This is a genomic window from Candidatus Laterigemmans baculatus (assembly GCF_010367455.1).
In the GTDB taxonomy this organism is placed as follows: Bacteria; Planctomycetota; Planctomycetia; order Pirellulales; family Pirellulaceae; genus Laterigemmans; species Laterigemmans baculatus.
The window spans coordinates 41,164-62,662 of the sequence record NZ_WRPR01000038.1; the positions used below are offsets into that span (position 1 = coordinate 41,164).

The 21,499-nt window shown below is 62.7% G+C and carries 15 protein-coding genes; 14 read left to right on the forward strand and 1 reads right to left on the reverse strand.

Annotation, left to right across the window (positions count from 1 at the left end):
* Positions 1-18: 18 nt before the first annotated feature.
* From GNK13_RS08415 to GNK13_RS08440, 6 genes are all read left to right on the forward strand, one after another.
* The gene (locus GNK13_RS08415; RefSeq protein ID WP_164102067.1) at positions 19-1,119 is read left to right on the forward strand and encodes a type III polyketide synthase; all 1,101 of its coding nucleotides are present in this window, start codon (positions 19-21) and stop codon (positions 1,117-1,119) included.
* A 91-nt stretch (positions 1,120-1,210) separates the two neighbouring features.
* Positions 1,211-3,289 carry a transketolase gene (locus GNK13_RS08420; protein ID WP_164102068.1) on the forward strand — a complete coding sequence of 693 codons (2,079 nt, stop codon included), beginning with the start codon at positions 1,211-1,213 and terminating at the stop codon, positions 3,287-3,289.
* Between the two features lie 460 nt (positions 3,290-3,749).
* Entirely contained in the window at positions 3,750-4,250 is a 501-nt protein-coding gene (locus GNK13_RS08425; protein WP_164102069.1) for a GspH/FimT family pseudopilin, read from the forward strand.
* A complete protein-coding gene (locus tag GNK13_RS08430) occupies positions 4,247-5,212 on the forward strand; it encodes a pilus assembly FimT family protein (RefSeq protein WP_164102070.1) in 966 nt (321 codons plus the stop codon). Before GNK13_RS08425 ends, GNK13_RS08430 begins: the two co-directional genes overlap by 4 nt.
* Positions 5,213-5,230: 18 nt before the next feature.
* Complete coding sequence (locus GNK13_RS08435) at positions 5,231-5,911, forward strand: hypothetical protein (protein WP_203545350.1); 681 nt, start codon at positions 5,231-5,233, stop codon at positions 5,909-5,911.
* A gap of 67 nt (positions 5,912-5,978) precedes the next feature.
* Positions 5,979-7,208, forward strand: a complete 1,230-nt coding sequence (locus GNK13_RS08440; protein ID WP_164102072.1) for a hypothetical protein — start codon at positions 5,979-5,981, stop codon at positions 7,206-7,208.
* Between the two features lie 63 nt (positions 7,209-7,271).
* Here GNK13_RS08440 and GNK13_RS08445 read toward each other — a convergent pair whose 3' ends face one another.
* Complete coding sequence (locus GNK13_RS08445; RefSeq protein WP_164102073.1) at positions 7,272-8,459, reverse strand: sialidase family protein; 1,188 nt, start codon at positions 8,457-8,459, stop codon at positions 7,272-7,274.
* Positions 8,460-8,566: 107 nt separating this feature from the next.
* Here GNK13_RS08445 and GNK13_RS08450 point away from each other — a divergent pair, with 107 nt between their 5' ends.
* From GNK13_RS08450 to GNK13_RS08485, 8 genes are all read left to right on the forward strand, one after another.
* Positions 8,567-9,667: a 2-dehydro-3-deoxygalactonokinase gene (locus GNK13_RS08450; protein ID WP_164102074.1), complete on the forward strand. Its 1,101-nt coding sequence runs from the start codon at positions 8,567-8,569 to the stop codon at positions 9,665-9,667.
* Positions 9,664-10,344 carry a bifunctional 4-hydroxy-2-oxoglutarate aldolase/2-dehydro-3-deoxy-phosphogluconate aldolase gene (locus tag GNK13_RS08455; protein WP_164102075.1) on the forward strand — a complete coding sequence of 227 codons (681 nt, stop codon included), beginning with the start codon at positions 9,664-9,666 and terminating at the stop codon, positions 10,342-10,344. The genes GNK13_RS08450 and GNK13_RS08455 overlap by 4 nt, the downstream gene beginning before the upstream one ends.
* 4 nt (positions 10,345-10,348) lie before the next feature.
* Positions 10,349-11,677, forward strand: coding sequence for a tripartite tricarboxylate transporter substrate-binding protein (locus GNK13_RS08460; protein WP_164102076.1), 1,329 nt, complete (start codon positions 10,349-10,351; stop codon positions 11,675-11,677).
* 1 nt (position 11,678) lies between these two features.
* Complete coding sequence (locus tag GNK13_RS08465; protein WP_164102077.1) at positions 11,679-13,199, forward strand: tripartite tricarboxylate transporter permease; 1,521 nt, start codon at positions 11,679-11,681, stop codon at positions 13,197-13,199.
* Between the two features lie 147 nt (positions 13,200-13,346).
* Positions 13,347-15,851 carry a cytochrome c gene (locus GNK13_RS08470; protein WP_164102078.1) on the forward strand — a complete coding sequence of 835 codons (2,505 nt, stop codon included), beginning with the start codon at positions 13,347-13,349 and terminating at the stop codon, positions 15,849-15,851.
* A complete protein-coding gene (locus GNK13_RS08475; protein WP_390622503.1) occupies positions 15,845-17,407 on the forward strand; it encodes a DUF7133 domain-containing protein in 1,563 nt (520 codons plus the stop codon). The genes GNK13_RS08470 and GNK13_RS08475 overlap by 7 nt, the downstream gene beginning before the upstream one ends.
* A 143-nt stretch (positions 17,408-17,550) precedes the next feature.
* Positions 17,551-20,001 carry a PSD1 and planctomycete cytochrome C domain-containing protein gene (locus GNK13_RS08480; RefSeq protein ID WP_164102079.1) on the forward strand — a complete coding sequence of 817 codons (2,451 nt, stop codon included), beginning with the start codon at positions 17,551-17,553 and terminating at the stop codon, positions 19,999-20,001.
* A gap of 20 nt (positions 20,002-20,021) precedes the next feature.
* Complete coding sequence (locus GNK13_RS08485) at positions 20,022-21,482, forward strand: DUF1501 domain-containing protein (protein WP_235934969.1); 1,461 nt, start codon at positions 20,022-20,024, stop codon at positions 21,480-21,482.
* Positions 21,483-21,499 lie beyond the last annotated feature (17 nt).

Here is a 21,499-nt window from a genome sequence, read left to right on the forward strand (position 1 = left end):
CCTTAAGAGCCGTCTCGCGTGAATCGCCCTTTGCTGCTCGGGCTTGGCACCGCGGTGCCCCCTTACCAGATCTCCCAATCGAGTTCGGCCACCGTGGCGCGGCGGTTCGTCCACGAAAGCGAAGCGGGGGTGGAACTGCTGCCGGCCCTGTACCGGATGACCCGCGTGCGTCGCCGCGGCAGCGTGTTGCTCGAGGGACCCTCCGACGGCGAAGTCCACCAGTCGTTCTATCCCCACGCCGAAAGCCTCGACGACCGCGGGCCGAGCACGGCCGACCGGATGGAGCGGTATGGGAGCGAAGCGGGGCCGCTGGCGATCCGCAGCGCCGCCGCGGCGTTGGCCGACGCGGAACTCCCCGCGTCGCGAGTCACTCACCTCGTCACCGTCACTTGCACCGGTTTCTACGCCCCAGGCTTCGACGCGGCGCTGATCGAAGAGCTGGGGATGTCGCTCGACGTCGAGCGGGTGCAAGTCGGTTTCATGGGCTGCCACGGTGCGATCAACGGATTGCGGGTGGCGCGGGCGATCAGCCGAGCGGACGCTTCCGCGGTCGTGTTGGTCGTGGCGGTCGAACTGTGCAGCCTGCACTACCAGTACGGCTGGGATACCGATCGGGTCGTCTCCAACGCCCTGTTCGCCGACGGCAGCAGCGCTTTGGTCGTCGCGGGTTCTGATCTTTCCCCACCCGAGCTTGCCCCACTCGAAATTGCGGCAACCGGCTCGCGGATGGTTCCCGACTCGCGGGAGGCGATGACGTGGCGGATCGGCAACCATGGCTTTGAGATGACCCTCAGCGCCACCGTGCCGTCGATCATCGAAGATCAGCTCCGCGACTTTCTCTGCCGGTGGTTGGCTGCCGAGGGATTCGAATTGGCGTCGATCGGTGGGTGGGCAGTCCACCCGGGCGGGCCGCGAATTTTGCAGGCGGTCGAGGCTGCGCTGGAACTGCCCCGCGAGGCGCTGCGGATCAGTCGCGAGGTGCTCGCCGAGCACGGCAACATGTCCTCCGCCACGCTGCTGTTCATCCTCGAGCAATTCCGCCGCGAGCGGATCCCCGGTCCGTGGTTGATGCTCGGCTTCGGCCCCGGGCTGGTGATTGAGGTGGCCCTGCTCCGCTGACCCCAACGGGCATGCCGATTGCAGGTTTTTGGCGGACACTCCCCCCATGGGCACCCCCTGATTTGTCACGCCAACCGCCGGGATTCTCCAGATGAGCGCCAGCCGTTCTGAAGACCTGATTCTTTCCCCGCAGGCGAGCCCCGAAGAGCTCGATGCACTCGCCCGCCAGATCCGCGTGTGGGTACTGAAGTCGACCCACGCGGCCGCCTCGGGCCACCCCACCTCGGCTTTGTCGGCCGTCGAGCTGATGACCGCACTGTGTTTTGGAGGGATCTTGCGGTATGACCCCCACGAGCCGGAGGCCCCCAACAACGACCGCTTGATTTTCTCCAAAGGGCACGCTTCGCCGCTGCTGTATGCCCTCTGGGCCGCTGCGGGTGAAGTGAGTGAAGAGGAGCTGATGACGTACCGGCAGTTCGACAGCCGTTTGGAAGGGCACCCCACCTCTCGGTTTTCCTACGCCGAGGCGGCAACCGGCTCGCTCGGCCAAGGGCTTTCGATCGGGTTGGGGATGGCGTTGGCTGCGAAGAAACTCGATTCGCTCGACTACCGCACCTTTGTGCTGCTCGGCGATAGCGAGATGGCCGAGGGTTCGAACTGGGAAGCGATCCAGCTGGCGGCCCACTACGGTCTCGATAATCTCATCGGGATCCTCGACGTCAACCGTCTCGGCCAGCGCGGTGAGACGATGTACGGCCATGACCTCGAAGCGTATCGAAAGCGGGTCGAGCCGTTCGGGTGGCGAACGGTGATGATCGAAAACGGGCATGACCATGCCCAGATCCTCGACGCGCTGCGGCAGGCAACTGCTGCGGATGGGCGGCCGGTGATGGTGATCGCCCACACGGAAAAAGGACATGGCGTCTCGTTTCTGGCGGACCAGGATGGACGGCACGGCAAAGCGCTCGGCGACGATGAGCTGGGTAAAGCGTTGGCCGAGCTGGGCAAAGTCGAGCGACGCATTCGAGGCACGCTGGCATCCCCCTCGCAGAGCGAAGCCGCCACGAGTCGGGCTGCAAACGCCTCTGCCGGAAAATCTCCCCGACGCTCCACCGACGATGGGGCTCCGCGAGCGTCGATTCGCTGGGGAAGCGAGTACAAAATCGGCGAGGAAGTCGCCACGCGTGCCGCTTACGGTAAGGCGCTCGCACGGCTGGGCGAGCTCTATCCGCAGCTGGTTGCCCTCGACGGCGAGGTCTCCAACTCCACGCACAGCGAAGAGCTGAAAAAGAAACATCCCGAACGGTTCTTCGAGATGTACATCGCCGAGCAGAACATGGTGGGAACCGCCGTGGGAATGGCTTTGCGAGGCAAGCTGCCTTTCGTCTCTACGTTCGCCGCCTTCTTCAGCCGCGCGTTCGATCAGATCCGGATGAGCCCCCACAGCGGCGCTAACGTAAAATTCATCGGCTCCCATGCCGGCGTCTCGATCGGCGAAGACGGGCCCTCGCAGATGGGGCTCGAAGACATCGCCCTGTTCCGCTCCGTCGCCGACAGCGTCGTGCTCTATCCGTGCGACGCGGTCTCGACCGAGCATTTGGTCGCGGCGATGGCGGACCATGAAGGCTTGGCCTACCTCCGCACGACGCGCGGAAAGACGCCGGTGATCTACAACCCGGAGGAGCCGTTCCCGATTGGCGGAGCCAAGGTGCTGCGGTCCAACGATGAAGACCAGATGACGATCGTCGCGGCAGGCATCACGGTGCACGAGGCCCTGAAGGCCTCCGACCAATTGCTCGATGAGGGAATTCGCGCCCGCGTCATCGACCTGTACTCCATCAAACCGATCAACCACCCCACGCTCGAAGCCGCCGCTCGCGAGACCGGGCGGATTCTGACGGTCGAAGACCATTATGCGGCAGGCGGGCTCGGTGAAGCGGTCTGCCACGCGCTGAGCGACAATACGGTCGCCATCCGCTGCCTCGCCGTCGACCGCCGACCACGCAGCGGCACGCCCGAGCGGTTGCTCGAGAGTTCGGGAATTTCCGCTGCACGGATTGTCGAAGCGGCTCGCCGCTGGCTCCGAGGTTCGCGGGAAGACGCCTCCGCTGACGGTAGTGGAAAGTCGAAGTCGCGGATCGATTTCCGGCGGGACGGCAAAGACGAAGTTGAGATCGCCTCGGAACAGAGCTTCCCCGCCAGCGATGCCCCCGGCTGGACCGGCACCTAGTCGCCTTTCGCTCCGCGAAAGTAGCGCAATCGTTTAACGGCAAGCCGAAGGCGACTGCTTTTTAAAACACAGTCGCCTTCGGCTTGCCGTTAAACGATTTTTCCGCGAGCCGTCCTGCTTCGAACCAATCCAAAGTGGCGCTGTCCAGCTAGGCTCTGTCAGAAGACCCGTAATGACACCCTCCCCCCGGGAGGGTCGCGAGGAACGAGCGGGGAGGGGGTAATGCCAAAAGGGAGTTTTCTGACAGAGCCTAGCGCGTGGCGGCTGATTCCTCACCTGATTTCGCGACGTTCTGTGCGCGTGGACAATCCGCGGCTAGCGCCGTCGGCTCAAGATTTTCTGATAGCGACTAAACTTCTCGCGCGCCCGTTTCGCGACCTACGCTCTCAGTAGCCGACCGACAGCAAGTGCTCTGTACCCTTCGGTCCGGTGAAGTCCAGCGGCGGGGGAAGCGATGGGGATGACGCTTGATGATCGAAAGCGACGCGCTCGTGCTCGGCGGTCACGGTCTGCATTCACGCTGATCGATCTCACGCTGACGTTGTTCATCATCGGCCTCTTCGCAGCGATCGCCTTTCCTCGCTACGGGCGGCTGATCACGGCGTTTCAAGCCGACGCGACGGCCAATCGCATTGCTGCGGATATCCGATTTGCGCGCCAGCAAGCCAGACTTCGAGGAACCAGCCAAGAGATCCAGTTTGACGCAGCCGCCGACCGCTACGAACTCGTGGGCTTGAGCCATCTTGACCGGCCAAATCTTCCCTACGTGGTCACCCTCGCGGCGGCCGATCCTGCTGCCGATATCGTCTCGGTCGCATTCGGCAGTACGGGAACCGCGTCCGTTCTCGCGTTTGATATTTATGGGCGTCTAGACACGAGCGGCAGCGTGTTTATTCGCGTGGGCAGCCAGCAGCGGACGATCCGCGTGGGACGTACCGGCAGCGTGGAGGTTCAGCCATGAAGTCGGCGGATGTGGCCCTTCGACGCTCAATCCAACCATCGCGGATGCGCCGGACCAGATTGTCGCGCGGCGGCCATACGCTTGTGGAATTGTTGGTCTGTATGACGGCAGCCACATTCTTGATGGGTGGGCTGGGGTCGTGTCTGATGATCGCCACCCGTGCATTCGACGGAACCCACAACGCCGCCTCACGTTCTCGGGCCGCCGAGGCGCAGGACGATTTGCTCAGCGATCTTCATCAGGCGAGATCGATTCTCTCGCGGACCTCAGACTCCGTCTCGTTTCGCGTTCCCGACCGGAACGGCGACGGTCTCGAAGAGACACTGAGCTACACCTGGACCGGCTTGCCTCAAGCAGAACTGCACTACGCGGAAAATGGCAGCCTCCCAGTCGCGGTGCTCGAGGATGTGCGGCATTTCCAGCTGTCGTATATGCAACGCGTGCTCCCCGGGGCATCCCTCGCACCACTTGCGCCGAACAACTGGGGAAATCGCGGAGTCTATTCGCAAATCGGATATGACACGGAGTTTGCGTCCTTCGGTTGGGGCTATCCATCAACGGCTGGAATGCGAGTCACTCTGCTCAAGCGTGGCACGCTGAACAGCATTTCTGCCTGTCTCGTTACTCGCGGAACCTCCGCCATAAGAATGGCCGTCTATGACGTCGATTTGTTTGGGAGGCCCCGCAGCCTCGTCGCTAGTACCGCCGTCCAACAGGTCTCCGTGGCGGGTTGGCATGAGTTGCCTACGCCCGCCGTCGACCTGTTTCCTGGGTCGTACTACCTGGCTATATCGATCGCTGACACAAACCAAGTCGCATGTCGGTTTCAGGAGGACTCTCTCTCTCATGTCTATCTGCAATCCCGCGATTCCACGGCGGCCGGATTCTTACCAGCGTGGGGATCGCCGGGTTCGAGAGTGCCGGCTCGAGGTTCCATCTTTGCCAGCTACTCACCCAATTAAACGAGATTTCCGGACACTATGTACAAGCCGCAGTTCCGAGACTCCGTAGGGACTTCCAAAAGCTGGCGCGTGGGGCTGAGTCTCGTGGAAGTCATCGTGTCAATGCTACTGGTTGGAATTTTGCTCGTTGCTTCGGTGAACACGGTTGGGGGCGTCTATCGCGGTTGGCAAGCATCGCAGAGAATCCACGACCGCAACAGCCTTGCCCAACAGCTCATGGCGGAAATTCTGCAGCAGCCGTACAGTGATCCCGACACCACACCGCTCTTGGGCGGCGACGGAGATGAAGGAAGTTTACTCGGATTGATCGGCGGTGGAGGCTCCACCACCGTCCGAGCAAACTACGACGACATCAACGACTACCATGGATGGTCTTCCGCGCCTGAACTCAAGGATGGGACCCCGCTCGTCGGATACGAAAACTGGATCCGCGAGGTGAGTGTGGTTTATGTCAGACGATCGGCGCCTGACCAGACAGTGTCCTCCAGTGAAGGACTTAAAAGGATCACCGTCACCGTGACTGATCCAGAGGGACGAACGACCCTGCTCACCGCACTCCGCTCGGCGTGGGGCATGTTGCAACAATCGCCCGACATCGAAACCACCGTGCAGAGCTTCGTCGCCAGCGAGTTGCAGGTGGGGGCGGGAGTTGCATTGCATTCGGGCGGGCACCTGCTGAACGATCTCGGGGAACCATAATTCGATGGGTATGCGATCTCTTGTACGTTCGGATTCGCGGCGTCGCGGTGCCCTTTACGTCTCCGTCTTGGCGGTCGCTTCGATCGTTTCGATTATCGGTTTCTCAGCCATCTATGTCGTTCGGCTGCATTTGGCCGCCGCGACGCATCATTCCGATCGCTACAACGCACGACTCCTCGCGATGAGCGCGATTGAGCATGCGCTGACTGAATTCAACAAAAATCCGAATTGGAAGACGGACTACGTGGCGGGATCCGATTATCCCGTCACGCCACCGGTGATCAGTGGCGGGACGTTCTCCTGGAGGCTCAGCGATATCCAAGGTGGAGGACGCCAGTTAGTGGGTGTCGGACGCCGCGGAGAATCGCAGGCCGCTTTTCAGGTAACCCTCGGGCCCGATCAAACGTGGCTCGGGTGCGGCTTCTTGTCTCGCGGAAATCTCATGATCGGCGATGGATCGGATTATGCGGAGATGACGGTTCGCGGGGCCCCGCTGTGCACCAATGCTGCGCTAACGATCTATAACGGTTCCGTCTACGCCGATGTGGAAGCGCAGACGATCAACGGCACTGTCAGCGGGTCGGCAACGGCGCCAGCGGCAATCCGGGCAATCCCCGATCCAAATGAGGTTTTCAGCTTCTATCTGGCGAACGGGACGCCGTTGGGAGATACGAAAATCGCAAAGCAGTTGATCAGCCCAACGAGCAATCCCAATGGGGCGACCAATCCCCATGGAATCTATATCATCGACGCACGAGGTGGAAGTGTCGAGATCAAAGAGAGCCGGATCGTAGGCACGATCGTGGTGCTGAACGCATCCAGGGTGGAGTTGAAAGATCAGTTGCACTGGGAGCCGGCGCGTCCCCATTTTCCAGCGCTGCTCGTTCAAGGAGATATCCGCTGCCAGATGATTCAAGGGAACTTGAGTGAGTCGGCTGAGAACGTCAACTTCAATCCTTCCGGAACCCCCTTCCGCGCCGCGACCGACGCCGTCCGCGATGACTCGTACCCGCCCATCCTCGCCGGAATTATCTACTGCACGGGGAATTTAATTTTTGATAAAGACGCCAAATACACCAATACTGGCGATGACGATGATGAAAACTACAGCGGAGTCGCCTATTCCGCGAAGTTTGATGGGATGGTAATCGTCAATGGTTATTGTGCTTTGACTAAAAAAGCGAAAGTAACCATCAATTACAACGCGGTCCATTCCGAGGACCCACCGCCAGGATTCCGTCCGACTTTGCCCCATCAAATACAGCGAAGAAGTTGGCAGCAAGTGCCTGTCGACTGAGATTGCTCGGCGGCGCCCGTGTGCACAACTCCCTCCCCCTGGGAGGGTGTTGTGGCTTTGCTCTCACTTGCCGGCCACTGCTGGATTCTCGCCGGTCGCTTGGTTGATGACGACTCGCATTTGCGCTTCATCGGTCACGACTTTTTTCGCCAGGACATCTTCCTCGGTGAAGCTCGTCATGTAGATGATCTTTTCTCCGCGGCGATCGAAATCATAGGTCAGAAAAATCACACCTTCCTCCGATTCCGCTCCGTCGGGATAGGAGACGCCGGCCCGTTCGTCGAGCAATAAGCCTCCTTTCCATGACTTGCCGTCGTCGTCCGAAAGGTAGGCAGTCAAATGCGAGCGGCCGGTGCGCTCGTCGAGCGGACCGTGCTTGACCAGCAGCAGGTTGCCCGAGCGAAGCCGGCGGATAAAAAACCGCGCCGCGGGATGAGCGATATCTGAAGGTGTGACGGGCGACCAGGTTTTGCCATCGTCGGTCGAGACGCTCTCGCCGATCCCGTAGCGGGTGCGGACGAGTTGCCACAGCGAGCCATCCTTCCGCTCGACAATCATCGGCTCGTCGCAGTTGCGGTCTTTGGGATCGGGAATGTTCGCCGTGCCTCGCAGCCGCCAGGTTTTGCCTTGATCGGTCGACGCGATCACTCGGCAGCTGTTTTCGCGGTACCAGATCGCGGTCGGCAGCAGCCAGCTTCCGTCCTTGGTGGCGGTTGGCTTGCACATCATCACGCCATCGTGGATCCGTCGCGGCGCGGACCAGCGAGGCTCGGCGTCGTCGGGGTTCTCGGTCGTGATCGCGAACGTGAAGGGATCACCCCCGCCTCCTTTCGTCGCCTGCGCCCAGAACAACCAGAGCCGGCCGCTCGGATCGATCCAGGGACAGGGGTCGAACGCCCGCACCGGACCGTCGCGATCCGGGTCGATCACCAGCGTCGGAGCGGACCACGTTTTTCCATTATCGTCGCTGCTCACGAGCAGGACGTAGTTGTGGCGATCTTCCGTAACGCCGCCGCCATACCAGGTCGCCCACAATCGCCCGCCGGGAGAGCGTTCGAGCCCCGAGATCCCCTGAAACATCCGCACGTCGTCGCCGTATTCCGGACCGGGCTCAAAATTGACTTCCGGCGCCACGGCCGCTGCCGTGGGTGCAATCGAGTCGGTCGATTCCGCAGCAGCGGCGGGGATGAGTAGGACGCAGCAGTTCAGCAAGAATCCGCAAGCGGCGGAAGGCAGATCGAAGCGACGCATATGGAAAGCACTCCGGAGTGGAAACGGATAGATTCGACGCTCCGATCGTAACAGGCAGACCGCTCGGTTACATTACTCGGACACCCGCCACTGGTGGAGGTTGCGCGGTGACAAACGCCCTGAATCCCAAGGCGGCGCTCATGAACGACTATTTTTTCAATTGCGACTGGGGGACCAGCCGGCTGCGGTTGCGGCTGGTCAACCTCCGCAGCGGTGGGATCGTCGCCGCTCGCTCGTCGGATCAAGGGGCAGCAAAACTGGCCGCACAGTCGACCGCCGAAACCCGCGGCGAGCTGTTCGCCCGCGTGCTCCAGCAGCATCTGGATGAGTTCGCAACGTCTGCCGACGCCAGGTCGGGCGTCGACGCGAGGATCAACGATGCCCCGGTGCTGATCTCCGGGATGGCCAGCTCGTCGCTGGGGTGGTGCGAGCTGCCGTATGCTCGGCTTCCGTTCTCGCTCGAGGGTCGCGATCTGGTTTGGCGGCGGCTCGACGCGAGCGATGAAGGTTCGCGCGAGCCGTCTGCGACGCGTCCGATCTATCTGTGCTCGGGAGTTCGCAGCGACTGTGACGTGATGCGGGGCGAAGAAACCGAGCTGCTAGGTTTGGGAATATTGCTCCCCGACCTGCTGCGACGCGATCAGACCCTCGTGATTCTGCCGGGGACCCATTCCAAGCATGTGGAGATCTCCGCTGGCCGAATCGTCGATTTTCATACGCATATGACGGGCGAGCTGTACGAGCTGCTCGGTTCCTCCAGCTCGCTTCGACATCCGCTGAAAGCCGCCGCCGAATTGTCGGGTGGAGCCGAGGGGTGTGAGCCGATTTCGGAGGACGATCGGGCTGCGTTTCGCGAGGGCGTGAAACTCTCACGCCAGTTGGACCTGACCGCGGCACTGTTCCAGGTCCGCGTCCGGCAACTGCTTCACAGCACCCCACCCTCGGCGAGCGCGGCGACTCTTAGTGGGATTTTGATCGGCAGTGAGCTTGGCTCGCTCGCTAAGCAGCGGCCGGGCAATGCGCGGATCGTGCTCTGTGCCTCGCCGTCGCTTTGCGAGCGATATCGCGCCGCATTTGATTCGCTCGGCTGGTTCTCGCGGGTGGAGGTGGTTCCGCCGGGCGACGTGGAGCGGCTATCGGCGCTGGGGCAAATGGTCGCCCTCCGCCATCTGCAACCGAATGCTTCTCCTCAAGATACCCGGGCATGATGCAAGATCGTTTTGATTGGGATCGATTCCAGCGGCTTCCCCTGGTCGGGATCCTCCGCGGTTTCACGGCACCACAAGCAAGCCAGGCGGCTCGCGCCGCGGTCGACGGTGGATTGACCACGATCGAGGTGACGCTGAACACCGCCGAGGCGGCCGAACAGATCGAGCGGCTGCAGTCGGAGCTCGGCAACGCGGCGAACGTCGGGGCGGGCACCGTCTGCAGCGTGGAAGATGTGGAACTCGCCGTTCGCAGTGGAGCCACGTTCATCGTCACGCCCGTGGTCGATGCCGAAGTCATCGCGGCTGGCCGTTCCGCCGGCTTGCCGGTGTTCGCCGGGGCGATGACGCCGAGCGAGTCGCTCGCGGCCTGGCGAGCTGGAGCGACGATGGTGAAGGTTTTTCCCGCGGAAATCCTTGGACCCGCTTACATCCGCGCCGTTCGCGGTCCGCTGTCACAGATTCCGCTGATGCCGACCGGAGGCGTCAGCGTGGAGAATCTCGCCGAGTACCACCGGGCTGGCGCTGTCGCTTTTGGGATCGGCGGACCGCTGTTCGACAAGCAGCGGGTTATGGCGGCCGACTGGAGTTGGATCGCCGCGCAGGCGCGTCGTTTCGCCGAAGCCTGGGAAGAGAGTCTCGCAACGCTCGGGGACGCCGCTCCGGCGATGAAGGTCTAGCATCATGATCGGCAAGTCGCTTCGTTGGCTCACCGCCGTACTGCTGCTTGCGGCCGGTTCCGGTTGCAACCGCGAGCAGACGTATCCGGCGCGGCCCTTGACAGTGATCTGTCCATGGGCTGCCGGGGGCGGGACCGATCGCGTCTCACGGCAACTGGCGGCCCAACTGGAGCAGCGGTTGGGAGTTCCGGTCAACGTGATCAACGCCACGGGAGGGGGCGGCGTCACCGGACACACGCGCGGCGCCCAGGCGCGCCCCGATGGTTACACGGTTACGGTGATCACGCCGGAGTTGAATCTGCTCCATTGGCGCGGCTTGACCAATATCACCTACCGCAACTTTGATCCCTTGGTTTGTGTCAATGGCGACGCCGCCGCGCTATTCGTTGCCGCCGATTCTCCCTATCAGACGCCGGCGGAAGTCCTCGCTGCCGTTCGCGACGGCGATCAACGCATGCGAGCTTCGGGATCGGCGTTCGGCAGCATTTGGCATGTCGCGTTCGCCGGCTGGCTGGATGCCGAGGGAATCGCGCCCGACGAAGTGATCTGGGTCTCGCTCGGTGGCAGTGCACCGGCGATGCAGGAATTGCTGGCCGGCGGCGTCGATGTGGTCTGTGCGAGTATTCCCGAGGCGGAGAGCTTGTTGAGTGCTGGCAAGGTCCGGTGCTTAGCGGTGATGGGTTCGGAGCGGATGCCCGACTACGGGGACGTTCCGACGCTGCGAGAGTTAGGCTCCGATTGGACGCTGACCGGCTGGCGCGGCGTGGCTCTGCCGAACGGAGTTCCGCCGGCACGGCGCGACAAGCTGCTCGCGGAGCTGAACGAGATTGTCCAGGGACGGGAATACCAGCAGTTTCTCGAGCAATCGGGATTTGCTCCCTTGCCGCTCGATTCCGAGGGATTTGCGGCGCTGCTCCGCGATTCTGACGATCAGTATGGCGTCGTCCTTCAAAGCGAAGCATTTCAGGGGGTTCAGCAGCAGCGGTTTGGTCCGTACCTGTTTCCCACCCTGGTCGCGGGGGCGTTGGCCGTGGTGTTCGCCGTCTTGGCAATCGCTGGCGGATGGAGGCGTCCGAGCGAACTGCCTCAGCCGACCGCAAGGGGCATTTTCCGCGTCGCAATGGTGATCGGATCGGTGCTCGTCTACGCGCTGGTTGCCGAGCAAGTCGGCTTCGTCCTGATTGCCGCGGTACTGCTGGGCGTCAATCTGCTCATGCTCGGGGCGCCGCTGCGGAGTGTGGTTCTTCTGTCCGTGCTGGTGCCACCGGTGGTTTATCAGATTTTCGCGGGGTTCATGCGGGTCTCCTTGCCCGCGGGTTGGTTGGGGTGGTGACATGGAAATGATACTCACCGCACTCGAGCAAGTTTTTCTCGACCCCCGCGTGTGGATCGTGTGTCTGCTGAGCGCGGTGTATGGGATTTTTATCGGCGCGGTTCCCGGTCTGACGGCGACGATGGCGGTGGCGTTATTCGTCCCCATGACATTTTGGATGGACGACCTGTTGTCGATCACGGCGATCGTCACGATGACGGCCTGCGCTATTTTTGCAGGCGATGTGCCCACTGCGCTGTTGCGAATCCCCGGCACGCCCGCCAGCGCCGCCTACGCAGATCAAATGTACGCTCTGACCCAGCGGGGCCGAGCCAGCAGTGCGCTCTGCGTTTCTTTGGTCCACAGCGTGGTGGGAGGATTGCTGGGAGCGGTGGTGCTAATTTTTCTAGGACGCAGCTTGGCTGGATATGCGGCCGAGTTCAGCGTCGCGGAATATTTTTGGCTGTATCTGCTGGGGCTCAGCTCGGCGGTGGTCGTGACACGCGGCCCAGCCCTCAAAGCGTTGTTCGGTCTTCTCGTCGGTCTGATGTTGGCGACCGTGGGGCTGAGCGCTGTGCATGCCTCGCCGCGATTCACCTTCGGTCAACCCGAGTTGTATCAGGGAATCAATTTCATCCCAGCGATGATCGGCTTGTTCGGTCTCTCGGAGATTCTCGCAAACCTTCTCTCGAGCGGCAGGGAAACCGCAGCGGCGACCGGTGCAGCCCCGGCGGCCAGCGACTCGTCGCTCTGGGGAGCCTTGGCCGTGGCGGGGCGTAAGCTGAAAAGCCGCTTCCTCGGCGTGGGCCGCTCGGGGGCCGTCGGCGCGGCGATTGGGACGCTGCCTGGAGCGGGAGCCGACATCGCCGCCTGGGTCTCGCTGGCCGCCAGCCGCAGAGGTCCTGACCAGGACTTGGAGGAGCAGGAACTCGCCGACGTGGCGGACGCCGCGACCGCCAATTCGGCGGCGCTGGCTGGAGCCTGGATTCCGTCCCTGGTATTCGGAATCCCCGGCGATTCGGTGACCGCGATGGTGATCGGCGTGCTGCTGATGAAAAATATCACTCCCGGTCCGACGATCTATGAAAACAACGGAGCGCTCGTCTACAGCATCTATTTAATGTTCATCCTGGCAAACTTGATGTTGATCCCCGTTGGGCTGCTGGCGATTCGGCTCGGTGGGCTCGTCGTGCGGATTCCCAAGCGAGTGCTGCTGCCGATCATTTTGCTGTTCTGTCTGATCGGCGCGTTCGCGATCAATGGCAGTTATTTTGACGTCTACACGATGCTGGGTTGCGGTGTGCTGGGATTGATTCTCGATCGCCGGCAGATCCCGCTCGGTCCAGTGGTGCTCGGTATCGTGCTTGGAGGGGCCGTCGAAGAGCGATTCATTCAGGCTGTCACCGCCGCCGATGGATCGCCGCTGGCGCTGGTGAGCCGGCCGGTCTCGGTCGTGCTCGCACTGCTCTGCCTCGGCCTCTGGAGCTGGCGGATTTTCTCCCACTGGTATCGACCTGGTGTAAACTCGTTTTCCAAACCTTGAGCCGACGGCGCTAGCCGCGGGTGCTGGGGCGGAAAGCCGGAGGTGCGTGCGAGGCCCGAGGCTAGCGCCTACGGCTCAGGGCCCGAGGCTAGCGCCGACGGCTCAGGGCATTTTGACGATTCGATCACTTGCGCGCGTGAGACTGATATGAACCTACCGAGGATCGTCGGGGGAGCGACTCTGGTCGCTGCCCTGGTCGTCGGCTGGCCGCTGCATGGGGAGACGCCCGACTCGGCGTTCGTTGCCGGTTTCGAGCGCTTTGCCCGGCATGCGGAGATCGAGCCCGTGCTGGCAGGCCGGCTGCTGCTGACCGAACTGAACTGCACCGCCTGCCATCGATCGTCCGAGGCGAGTCTCCAGCCCAGCGGCGGTCCCCGGCTCGATGGTGCGGGCAATCGGCTGCAGACCGCTTGGGTGCGAGAGTTCTTGGCGAACCCTCAGCGGGTGAAGCCGGGGACGCGGATGCCCGACATGCTTGCGACGCTCGATGGTCCAGAGCGAGCCGAAGCGATCGATGCCTTGGCGGCTTTTCTCGCCAGCCAACAACGGGCTTACCCCGAGTTCAAGGCGAGCGGTGCCCGACCCTTGCCTCATGAGTTCTGGATGAAAGGCAACGTCGAGCGAGGGCGGGAGCTCTACCATCAAGTCGGGTGTGTCGCCTGCCATGCTCCCGATCCCGATTACCGAGGAGGCGGCGGACAGCCTTCGACGATGGCCAAGCTGCTGGCGACGCTCGATCCCGAAGAGATCGAGGACCTGGGGCTCGCGGCAGCCGTTCGCCCCGTCCAGTCGGTGCCTCATCCCAAGCTCGCGGAAAAGTACACCCACCGGTCCTTGATGGCGTTTCTCGCCGATCCCGAATCGGTCCGCGCTGGGGGACGGATGCCGAACCTCAAACTGGACCTGATCGAAGCGACAGATATCGCGGCTTATCTTCTCGCAGATTCGCTCCCCGCGTCGGGGGAGCTGCCCGCGTCGGGCGAGCTGCCCGCGGCCAGCGAAGATGCTCTGGTGGCGAAAGGTCGCGAACTCTTTGGCTCGCTCTCCTGCGTCAACTGTCATGCCACCGCCGATCCTCCGCCCGCGACTCATGCGCGGCCGCTCGAAGCGTTGCAGCCGGACGCCGCAAGCAGCTGCCTGGCTGAAGCGACCGCAGGAATGCCCCGGTTTTCGCTCGACGCCCTGCAGGTTGAGTCGATGGCCGCAGCGGTGTCCGCATTGCAAGATGCGCCCCGCGTGACGCCGAGTGGACCCTCCCAAGCAAGCGAATCTGAGACGAACGCCGAGCGGCTGCCACTGACTCTCCTACAGCAGAACTGCCTGGCCTGCCACGAGCGGGACGGGCTCGGCGGTGTCGGACCGGAACGTCAAAGCTACTTTGAAACCGTCGCCCATACCGATCTGGGGGACGAGGGGAGGTTGCCGCCGCCGCTCGATCATGTGGGGCGAAAGCTGAAGCGGGATTGGTTGGCGAAAGTGTTTGCGGGTTCAGGCGATCTGCGGCCCCACATGCAGGCTCGCATGCCCCGCTTTCCCGCTGCGGTCGTCAAGCATTTGCCGCAGGCATTCCTCGAAGCCGACGCCCCCGATCCGCCGCAGGAGGTTCCCCAGCTCTCCGCCGCCGAGGGACTCGTGGAAGCGGGCAGGAGGCTGCTCGACACCGGGTGCGTCCAGTGCCATCCGCTCCGAGGCGAGAGTTTGATGGGCGCCGTGGGAGTCGACCTGCTAGGCGTGACCGATCGCGTCCAGCCTGAATGGTTTCACGCGTTTCTGCGGAACCCAGCGGCATTAAAAAACCGCACTCGAATGCCATCGTTCTTTCACGAAGGGAAGAGCACGAATCCGGACATCCTCGATGGGGATGTGGATGCGCAGATCGCGGCGATCTGGATGTATTTGAAAAATCTTAAAACGGCCCGACTGCCGGACAAAATCGAAGAGGCCCGCTCGCAACAGTTTGAACTAATTCCCGAGAGTCGGCCAATCTTGATTCGCACCTTCATGCAAACGGCGGGGCCGCATGCGATCGCGGTTGGATTCCCCGAGCAAGTTCACTATGCGTTTGACGCTGAAACGCTAAGGCTTGCCGAGGCATGGCGGGGACGTTTCCTGGATGCTTATGGGACTTGGTTCGTGCGGTCCGCACCCGCCGCGGAGCCGCTCGGTGAGGATTTGGTCTCGATGCCTCCCGGGTTCCCCTTCGCCGTCTTGCCCGATGCCGGTGCGCCGTGGCCAAAACCCGATGCGGCCTCGCCCGAATTCCTCGGCTATGAGTTCGACGCCGCGGGCGTGCCAACGTTCCGCTATCGGATCGCGAGCTTCGAAATTGACGACCGAATCGAGGCGACCGCAGACCAAGGCTTGAAACGCGTCGTCGCAGTCCGCGCGGTGACTCGAGACACACAGGCGGAGGTGTCGAAGCAGGCTCAAGCACAGGAGCCGAGCGGCCAACTCTGGTTTCGCGTCCACGCCGGCCGTGCATTGACGGCGAGCGAGACGCGTTGCAGCGAGCCGGGCGGAGTGGCTGTTAGGGTGAGTCGCGGTGTCCAACGCACCCCGACGCCGCCCGAGCTGCAGGATCACGGGGATCTGCGTGAGTGGCGAATCCGTGTCGGCGCCGGAGAGCGTCTGGAGGTGGAATATCAATGGTAAGTCGAATCGGAACATTCGTGGCGACCTTCGCCCTGTCGCTTGTAACGACTTCCATGGGGTTGGCACGCGATCCGGTGGAAGCGGATTTTTATGAGATCGTTTCCATCCAAACCTCCAAGACGCTGCAAAATTCGAGAGATACAAGTTGGAAGCCGGCGCCGAATGATTTGGCGTTGGAGGTCAGCGGGATTGCGGTGCTCGACGAAGACCGAGTGGCGGTGACGATTCGCAAAGGAGAAATCTGGATTCTCAAAGGTGTTTTTGATGACCCGCCCGAGAACGTGGAGTATCAGCCGTTCGCCAGTGGATTGCACGAGCCGCTCGGCCTGCTGTGGCATGACGATGCGTTCTACACCGTCCAGCGGAGTGAGCTGACGCGGATTCGCGATCGCGATCACGATGGGACCGCCGACGAGTATCGGACGGTTGCCAAGGGCTGGGGCGTGACCGGCCACTATCACGAGTACGCCTACGGCCCAAAACTGGATCGCGAAGGAAACTTGTGGCTGACATTGAACATCGGGCTCGGGCTAAAGGGAGAGCAGCTGACGCGAACCGTCACCGATCCCACCCTCGGAGTCTCCCAAGGCCGATGGCGTGGCTGGGGCATGAAGGTGACGCCGGAAGGAACGCTGGTTCCGGTCGCCGCCGGGATGCGCTCGCCGGCTGGAATTGGGATGAATCGCCAGGGCGATATGTTCTATACCGACCAGCAGGGCAATTGGGTCGCAACCAACACGCTGCATCATTTGCGCGAGGGAGTCTTTTACCATCATCCGGAGGCGCTCGCTTCGATGGGTCAGCCTCAATCTCCGATTGCGGGAATCACCGCAGTTCCCGACGGGCTTCCCTACCCCGAAGCGCTCAAGCGGCTGCCGCAGATGCGGCCCCCCGCCGTGTGGTTTCCTTACAAAAAGGCCGGCCAGTCACCAACCGATATCATGCTCGACGCGAGCGGCGGGAAGTTTGGGCCGTTCGACGGTCAGCTATTCGTGGGCGAGTTCACCCTGGCCTCGATCCAACGCGTTTTTCTCGAACAGGTCGACGGTGAGTATCAAGGTGCGGTCTTTCCATTTCGCCGCGGGCTCGACTCGGCCGTGCTGCGGCTCGGTCAGGGCGACGATGGAAGCGTGCTGGTTGGGCTGAGCAATCGAGGGTGGAGCAGTCTCGGCACCGCCTCCTACGGCTTGCAACGCCTCGTCTGGAGCGGACGCACTCCGTTCGAGATCCAGGAAATGCGGGCGACCGCGGAGGGCTTTGAACTGCGGTTCACCGAACCGGTGGATCCCGAGTCGGCAAGCGATCCCAATTCTTATCAATTTTCCAGCTACACCTATCTGTACCATGCGAATTATGGAAGTGATGAGATCCAGCGCGAAGGCTTGGAAATTACCGCGGCCCAAGTCTCGAAGGATCTTCGCCACGTGCGGCTGACCGTTCCCGGGCGGCGGGAACTGTATGTCCATGAACTGGTGGCAAGCGGTGTGCGGAATTCGCAGGGCACGCCGCTGCTTCATCCAGAGGCCTACTACACCCTGAACAAAATTCCTCGGTGAGTCGTCGCGCCGACTGTGTTATACTGCGTGCGGCTGATGAGACGAAAATTCCGGCGAGACGAACGATCGATGCTGCTGCGGTAAACTGACGCCTCCCCCCGCACGACGAGCTGGCCATGATCGGTGGCGCCACGCGAACTTCGATGCCCAGGTTTTTGCTGCAGTGGCTCTCGCTGCGAGGGCTCTCGAGGTGCCGCGGTGGTTCGATGGCTCTCGGTCTGCTCGCTGTCGTGCTCTCGAGCTCCGGAGCTGGGGGGCTGAGAGCGGAGGATCCGTCGGCGGGCGGAGAATTTTCCGCCGAAGAGTTGGCTTTTTTTGAAGCGAAGATCCGTCCGGTGCTCGTCTCGCACTGCTTGGAGTGTCACAGCAGCGAGCTGGAGGTGCCTGACGGCGGACTTGCTCTCGACCTGGCCAGCGGCTGGGAGGTCGGAGGCGACAGCGGTCCGGCGGTCACGCCAGGGGACAGCGCCGGCAGTCTGCTCGTGGAGGCGATCCGCTACGAATCGTTGGAGATGCCGCCCGAGGGCAAGTTGCCGGATTCGGTGATCGCCGATTTTGAGCGGTGGGTCGAGATGGGAGCACCGGATCCTCGCGAGGGAGCTCCGGTGGCGATCGCTGCACAAAGTGAAATCGATTGGAACGCCGCTCGGCAGTTCTGGGCATTCCGGCCGCCGCGCCCGACTTCGCCGCCAGCGGTTCGCGATTCGATCTGGCCGAGGAGCGAGATCGATGCGTATGTGCTGGCGAAACTCGAGGCGGCTGGCCTCCGGCCCGCGCCCGACGCCGATCCGCTGGTCCGCTTGCGTCGCCTGGCCTACGACTTGACCGGGCTGCCGCCGACGCCTGAGCGCATGGAAGCGTTCGGTGACGACCCGTCGGAAGAGCGTTGGCGTGAGATTGTCGATGAGCTGCTGCACCGTCCCGAGTACGCCGAACATTGGGGGCGGCATTGGCTCGATGTGGCTCGCTACGCGGATTCCAACGGAAGTGACTTCAATGCCACTTTCCACGATGCTTGGCGGTATCGCGATTACGTGATCCGCAGTTTCGCGAACGACAAGCCGTTCGACCAGTTCATCACCGAGCAGATCGCCGGTGATCTGCTCGCAGCATCCGACCCTGAGGTGGCTGCGGAGAACTTGGTCGCGACCGGCTTTTTAATGCTTGGCACCAAGATGCTCAGCGAGCGCGACAAAGCCAAGCTCGAGATGGATGTGGTCGACGACATGATCGATTCGGTCGGGCGAGCTTTCCTCGGGCTGACGCTCGGTTGTGCACGCTGTCACGACCACAAGTTCGATCCGATTCCCACCGAGGACTACTACGCGCTCGCGGGAATCTTTCGCAGCACACAGGTGCTCGATGGAGAAAGCCAAAAGTATGTCAGCACTTGGCATAAGCGACCGCTCCCGGTCGACCCCGAGCATGCTGCGGCGGTTGCGGAGTATGAGCAGCAGAAGCAGCAGTGGACCGCCGACCTCAACGCGGCGAAGAAAGAGCTGAACGCGGCCAAGGCGGCGGTGGAGGGGGCGAAGCAAAAGTTGGTGGCGGCCACCGCAGCGCTCGAGAAGCTCGAGGCGACGCGCCCCCCGCCACTGCCGATGGCAATGGCGGTCCGCGACGCGGCGACCATCGGTGACACGTTTGTGTGCGTCCGCGGTGAAGCGAACAACCGGGGACCCGAAGTGGCTCGCGGGTTTTTGCGAATTTGCTCCTCAGGACCGCCAGCCGAGATTCCCAGCGATCAAAGCGGGCGGGTGCAGTTGGCCGAGTGGCTCTCGAGTCCCCAGAATCCGCTCACCGCGAGAGTTATCGTCAACCGCGTCTGGATGCATTTGTTTGGCGAAGGATTGGTGCGGACGGTCGACAATTTTGGAGTCCAGGGAGAACGCCCCACCCACCCGGAATTGCTCGACCGCCTCACGCTCGACTTCATTCGCGATGGGTGGTCGGTTCGTCGGCTGGTTCGCCGGTTGGTGCTGACCCGAGCCTACGCGCAGTCGAGCCGGCTCGACGAGACGGCCTTTGCCATCGATCCGGAGAATCGGTTGTTGTGGAGAGCCAGTCGACGGAGGCTCCCTGCCGAAGCGATGCGCGACACCTTGCTGAGGGCGAGCGGCCAACTCGACCGCACCCCCTCGGTCGCACCGATGGCTGGTTTTGGCACGCTGGTGACGCAGAATGTCGCCACGCCGGAAGAGGTGGCCCTGCAGGAGACGCCGCGACGGACAGTTTATCTGCCCGTGATTCGCGGCAAGCTCTCTCCCTTTTTGACCAGCTTCGATTTTGCCGATCCCGATCTGATCGTGGGGCGGCGCAGCTCCACCAATGTGCCGACTCAGGGGCTGGTCTTGCTGAACAACCCCGAAGTCCGCCAGTGGTGTGAGCAGATTGCTGACCGCTTGCGAACCACCGAGTCCGAACCGCACGAAAGGCTGCGACGGATGTATCAGTGGTTGCTTCAACGCGAGCCGACGGTGCAAGAACGTCAGTGGCTGCTCGAGTTCGCCGCAGGCCAAGCCGACGAAACCGAGGCTTGGGTCAAGCTGGTGCAGACGCTCGTCGCGAGCACCGAGTTTCGCTTCCTGGACTAGACCCGCACGAGTTTCCTGCCATGGACAGCCGGCTTTCTCTCTCCCCGCGTCGACGGTTCCTAACCCGCTCGGCCTGCGGCTTCGGAATGCTCGCCCTGGCCGACATACTCGCCTCGGCCGATCCTCGCCACCACGCTCGGGCCGGACAGAACGAGGACGCGGGCGCCGGCCGAGACGCTGGACCAGCAGATCGGGGACTCGAGGCCAAGCCGCCCCACTTTCGGCCGCGAGCCAAGCGGGTGATCTTCCTGTTCATGCATGGCGGCCCCAGCCACGTCGACACGTTCGACTACAAACCGCTGCTGCAGAAGCACGATGGCGAGTCCTATCCCGGACCGATGCCTGCGCTGATCGATGCCAAGCCGGTGCTGATGGGAAGCCCCTGGAAGTTCCGGCAGCGGGGAAACAGCGGACTGTGGGTCAGCGATCTGTTGCCGCACATGGCTTCGGTGGCCGACGAGTTGTGCGTGGTCCGCTCCGTTCACAGCCGCGGTCAGTCGCACGGCCAAGCGGTCGGGATGGTTAACACCGGCAGCGACAACTTCGTGCGGCCCAGCGTCGGTGCGTGGATCAGCTATGGACTGGGGACCGAGAACAGCGACTTGCCGAGCTACGTCGCAATCAGTCCCGCAAGCTCCCACGGCGGCCCTCGCAACTACGGAGCCGCTTTCCTGCCTGCGATTCATCAAGCGACCGTGATCGGAGCCAACGGCCGGCTCGGCAGTGGCAAGATTGCCGACCTGTTGACAGGGGATGGCGCGGCCACCGATCGTGAGCAGCTCGAACTCCTGCAACGGCTCAACGGCGAGCATCTCCGGCGGAGCGGCGGAGATGCGCAGATCGAAGGGGTGATCGAGTCATACGAGCTGGCTTTCCGGATGCAGCGGACCGCCCCCGAGGTGCTGCGAATCGAGGACGAGCCGCAGCACGTCCAGCAGCTCTACGGGATCGGCGAGAAGGCGACCGACAATTTCGGCCGCCAGTGTTTGCTCGCACGACGACTCGCCGAGGCGGGGGTGCGATTCATCCAAGTCTCCAGCGGCAATGTTTGGGACCAGCACGGAAATCTCCGCGGTGGCCACGAGAAGAATGCGCTGGCGACCGACCAGCCGATCGCGGGACTCATCCGCGACCTCAAGCAGCGCGGCATGCTCGACGACACGCTTCTTCTCTGGGGAGGCGAGTTCGGACGAACGCCGATCGTGCAAGGCAAGGACGGTCGCGACCACAATCCCCAGGGGTTCACGATGCTCTTGGCCGGTGGGGGAACTCGCGGCGGCTATGCCCACGGCGAAACCGACGAATTCGGCTACCACGCCGTCGGCGATCGAGTGCACATGCACGACCTGCATGCCACGATCCTGCACCTGCTCGGTCTCGATCACCAGCGGCTGGTCTATCCCTACGCCGGCCGCGACTTCCGCCTGACCGACGTCTATGGGCGCGTCGTCACGCCGGTGCTCGCCGATGCCCCGGCGTAACTCTCAGGACTTGGCCG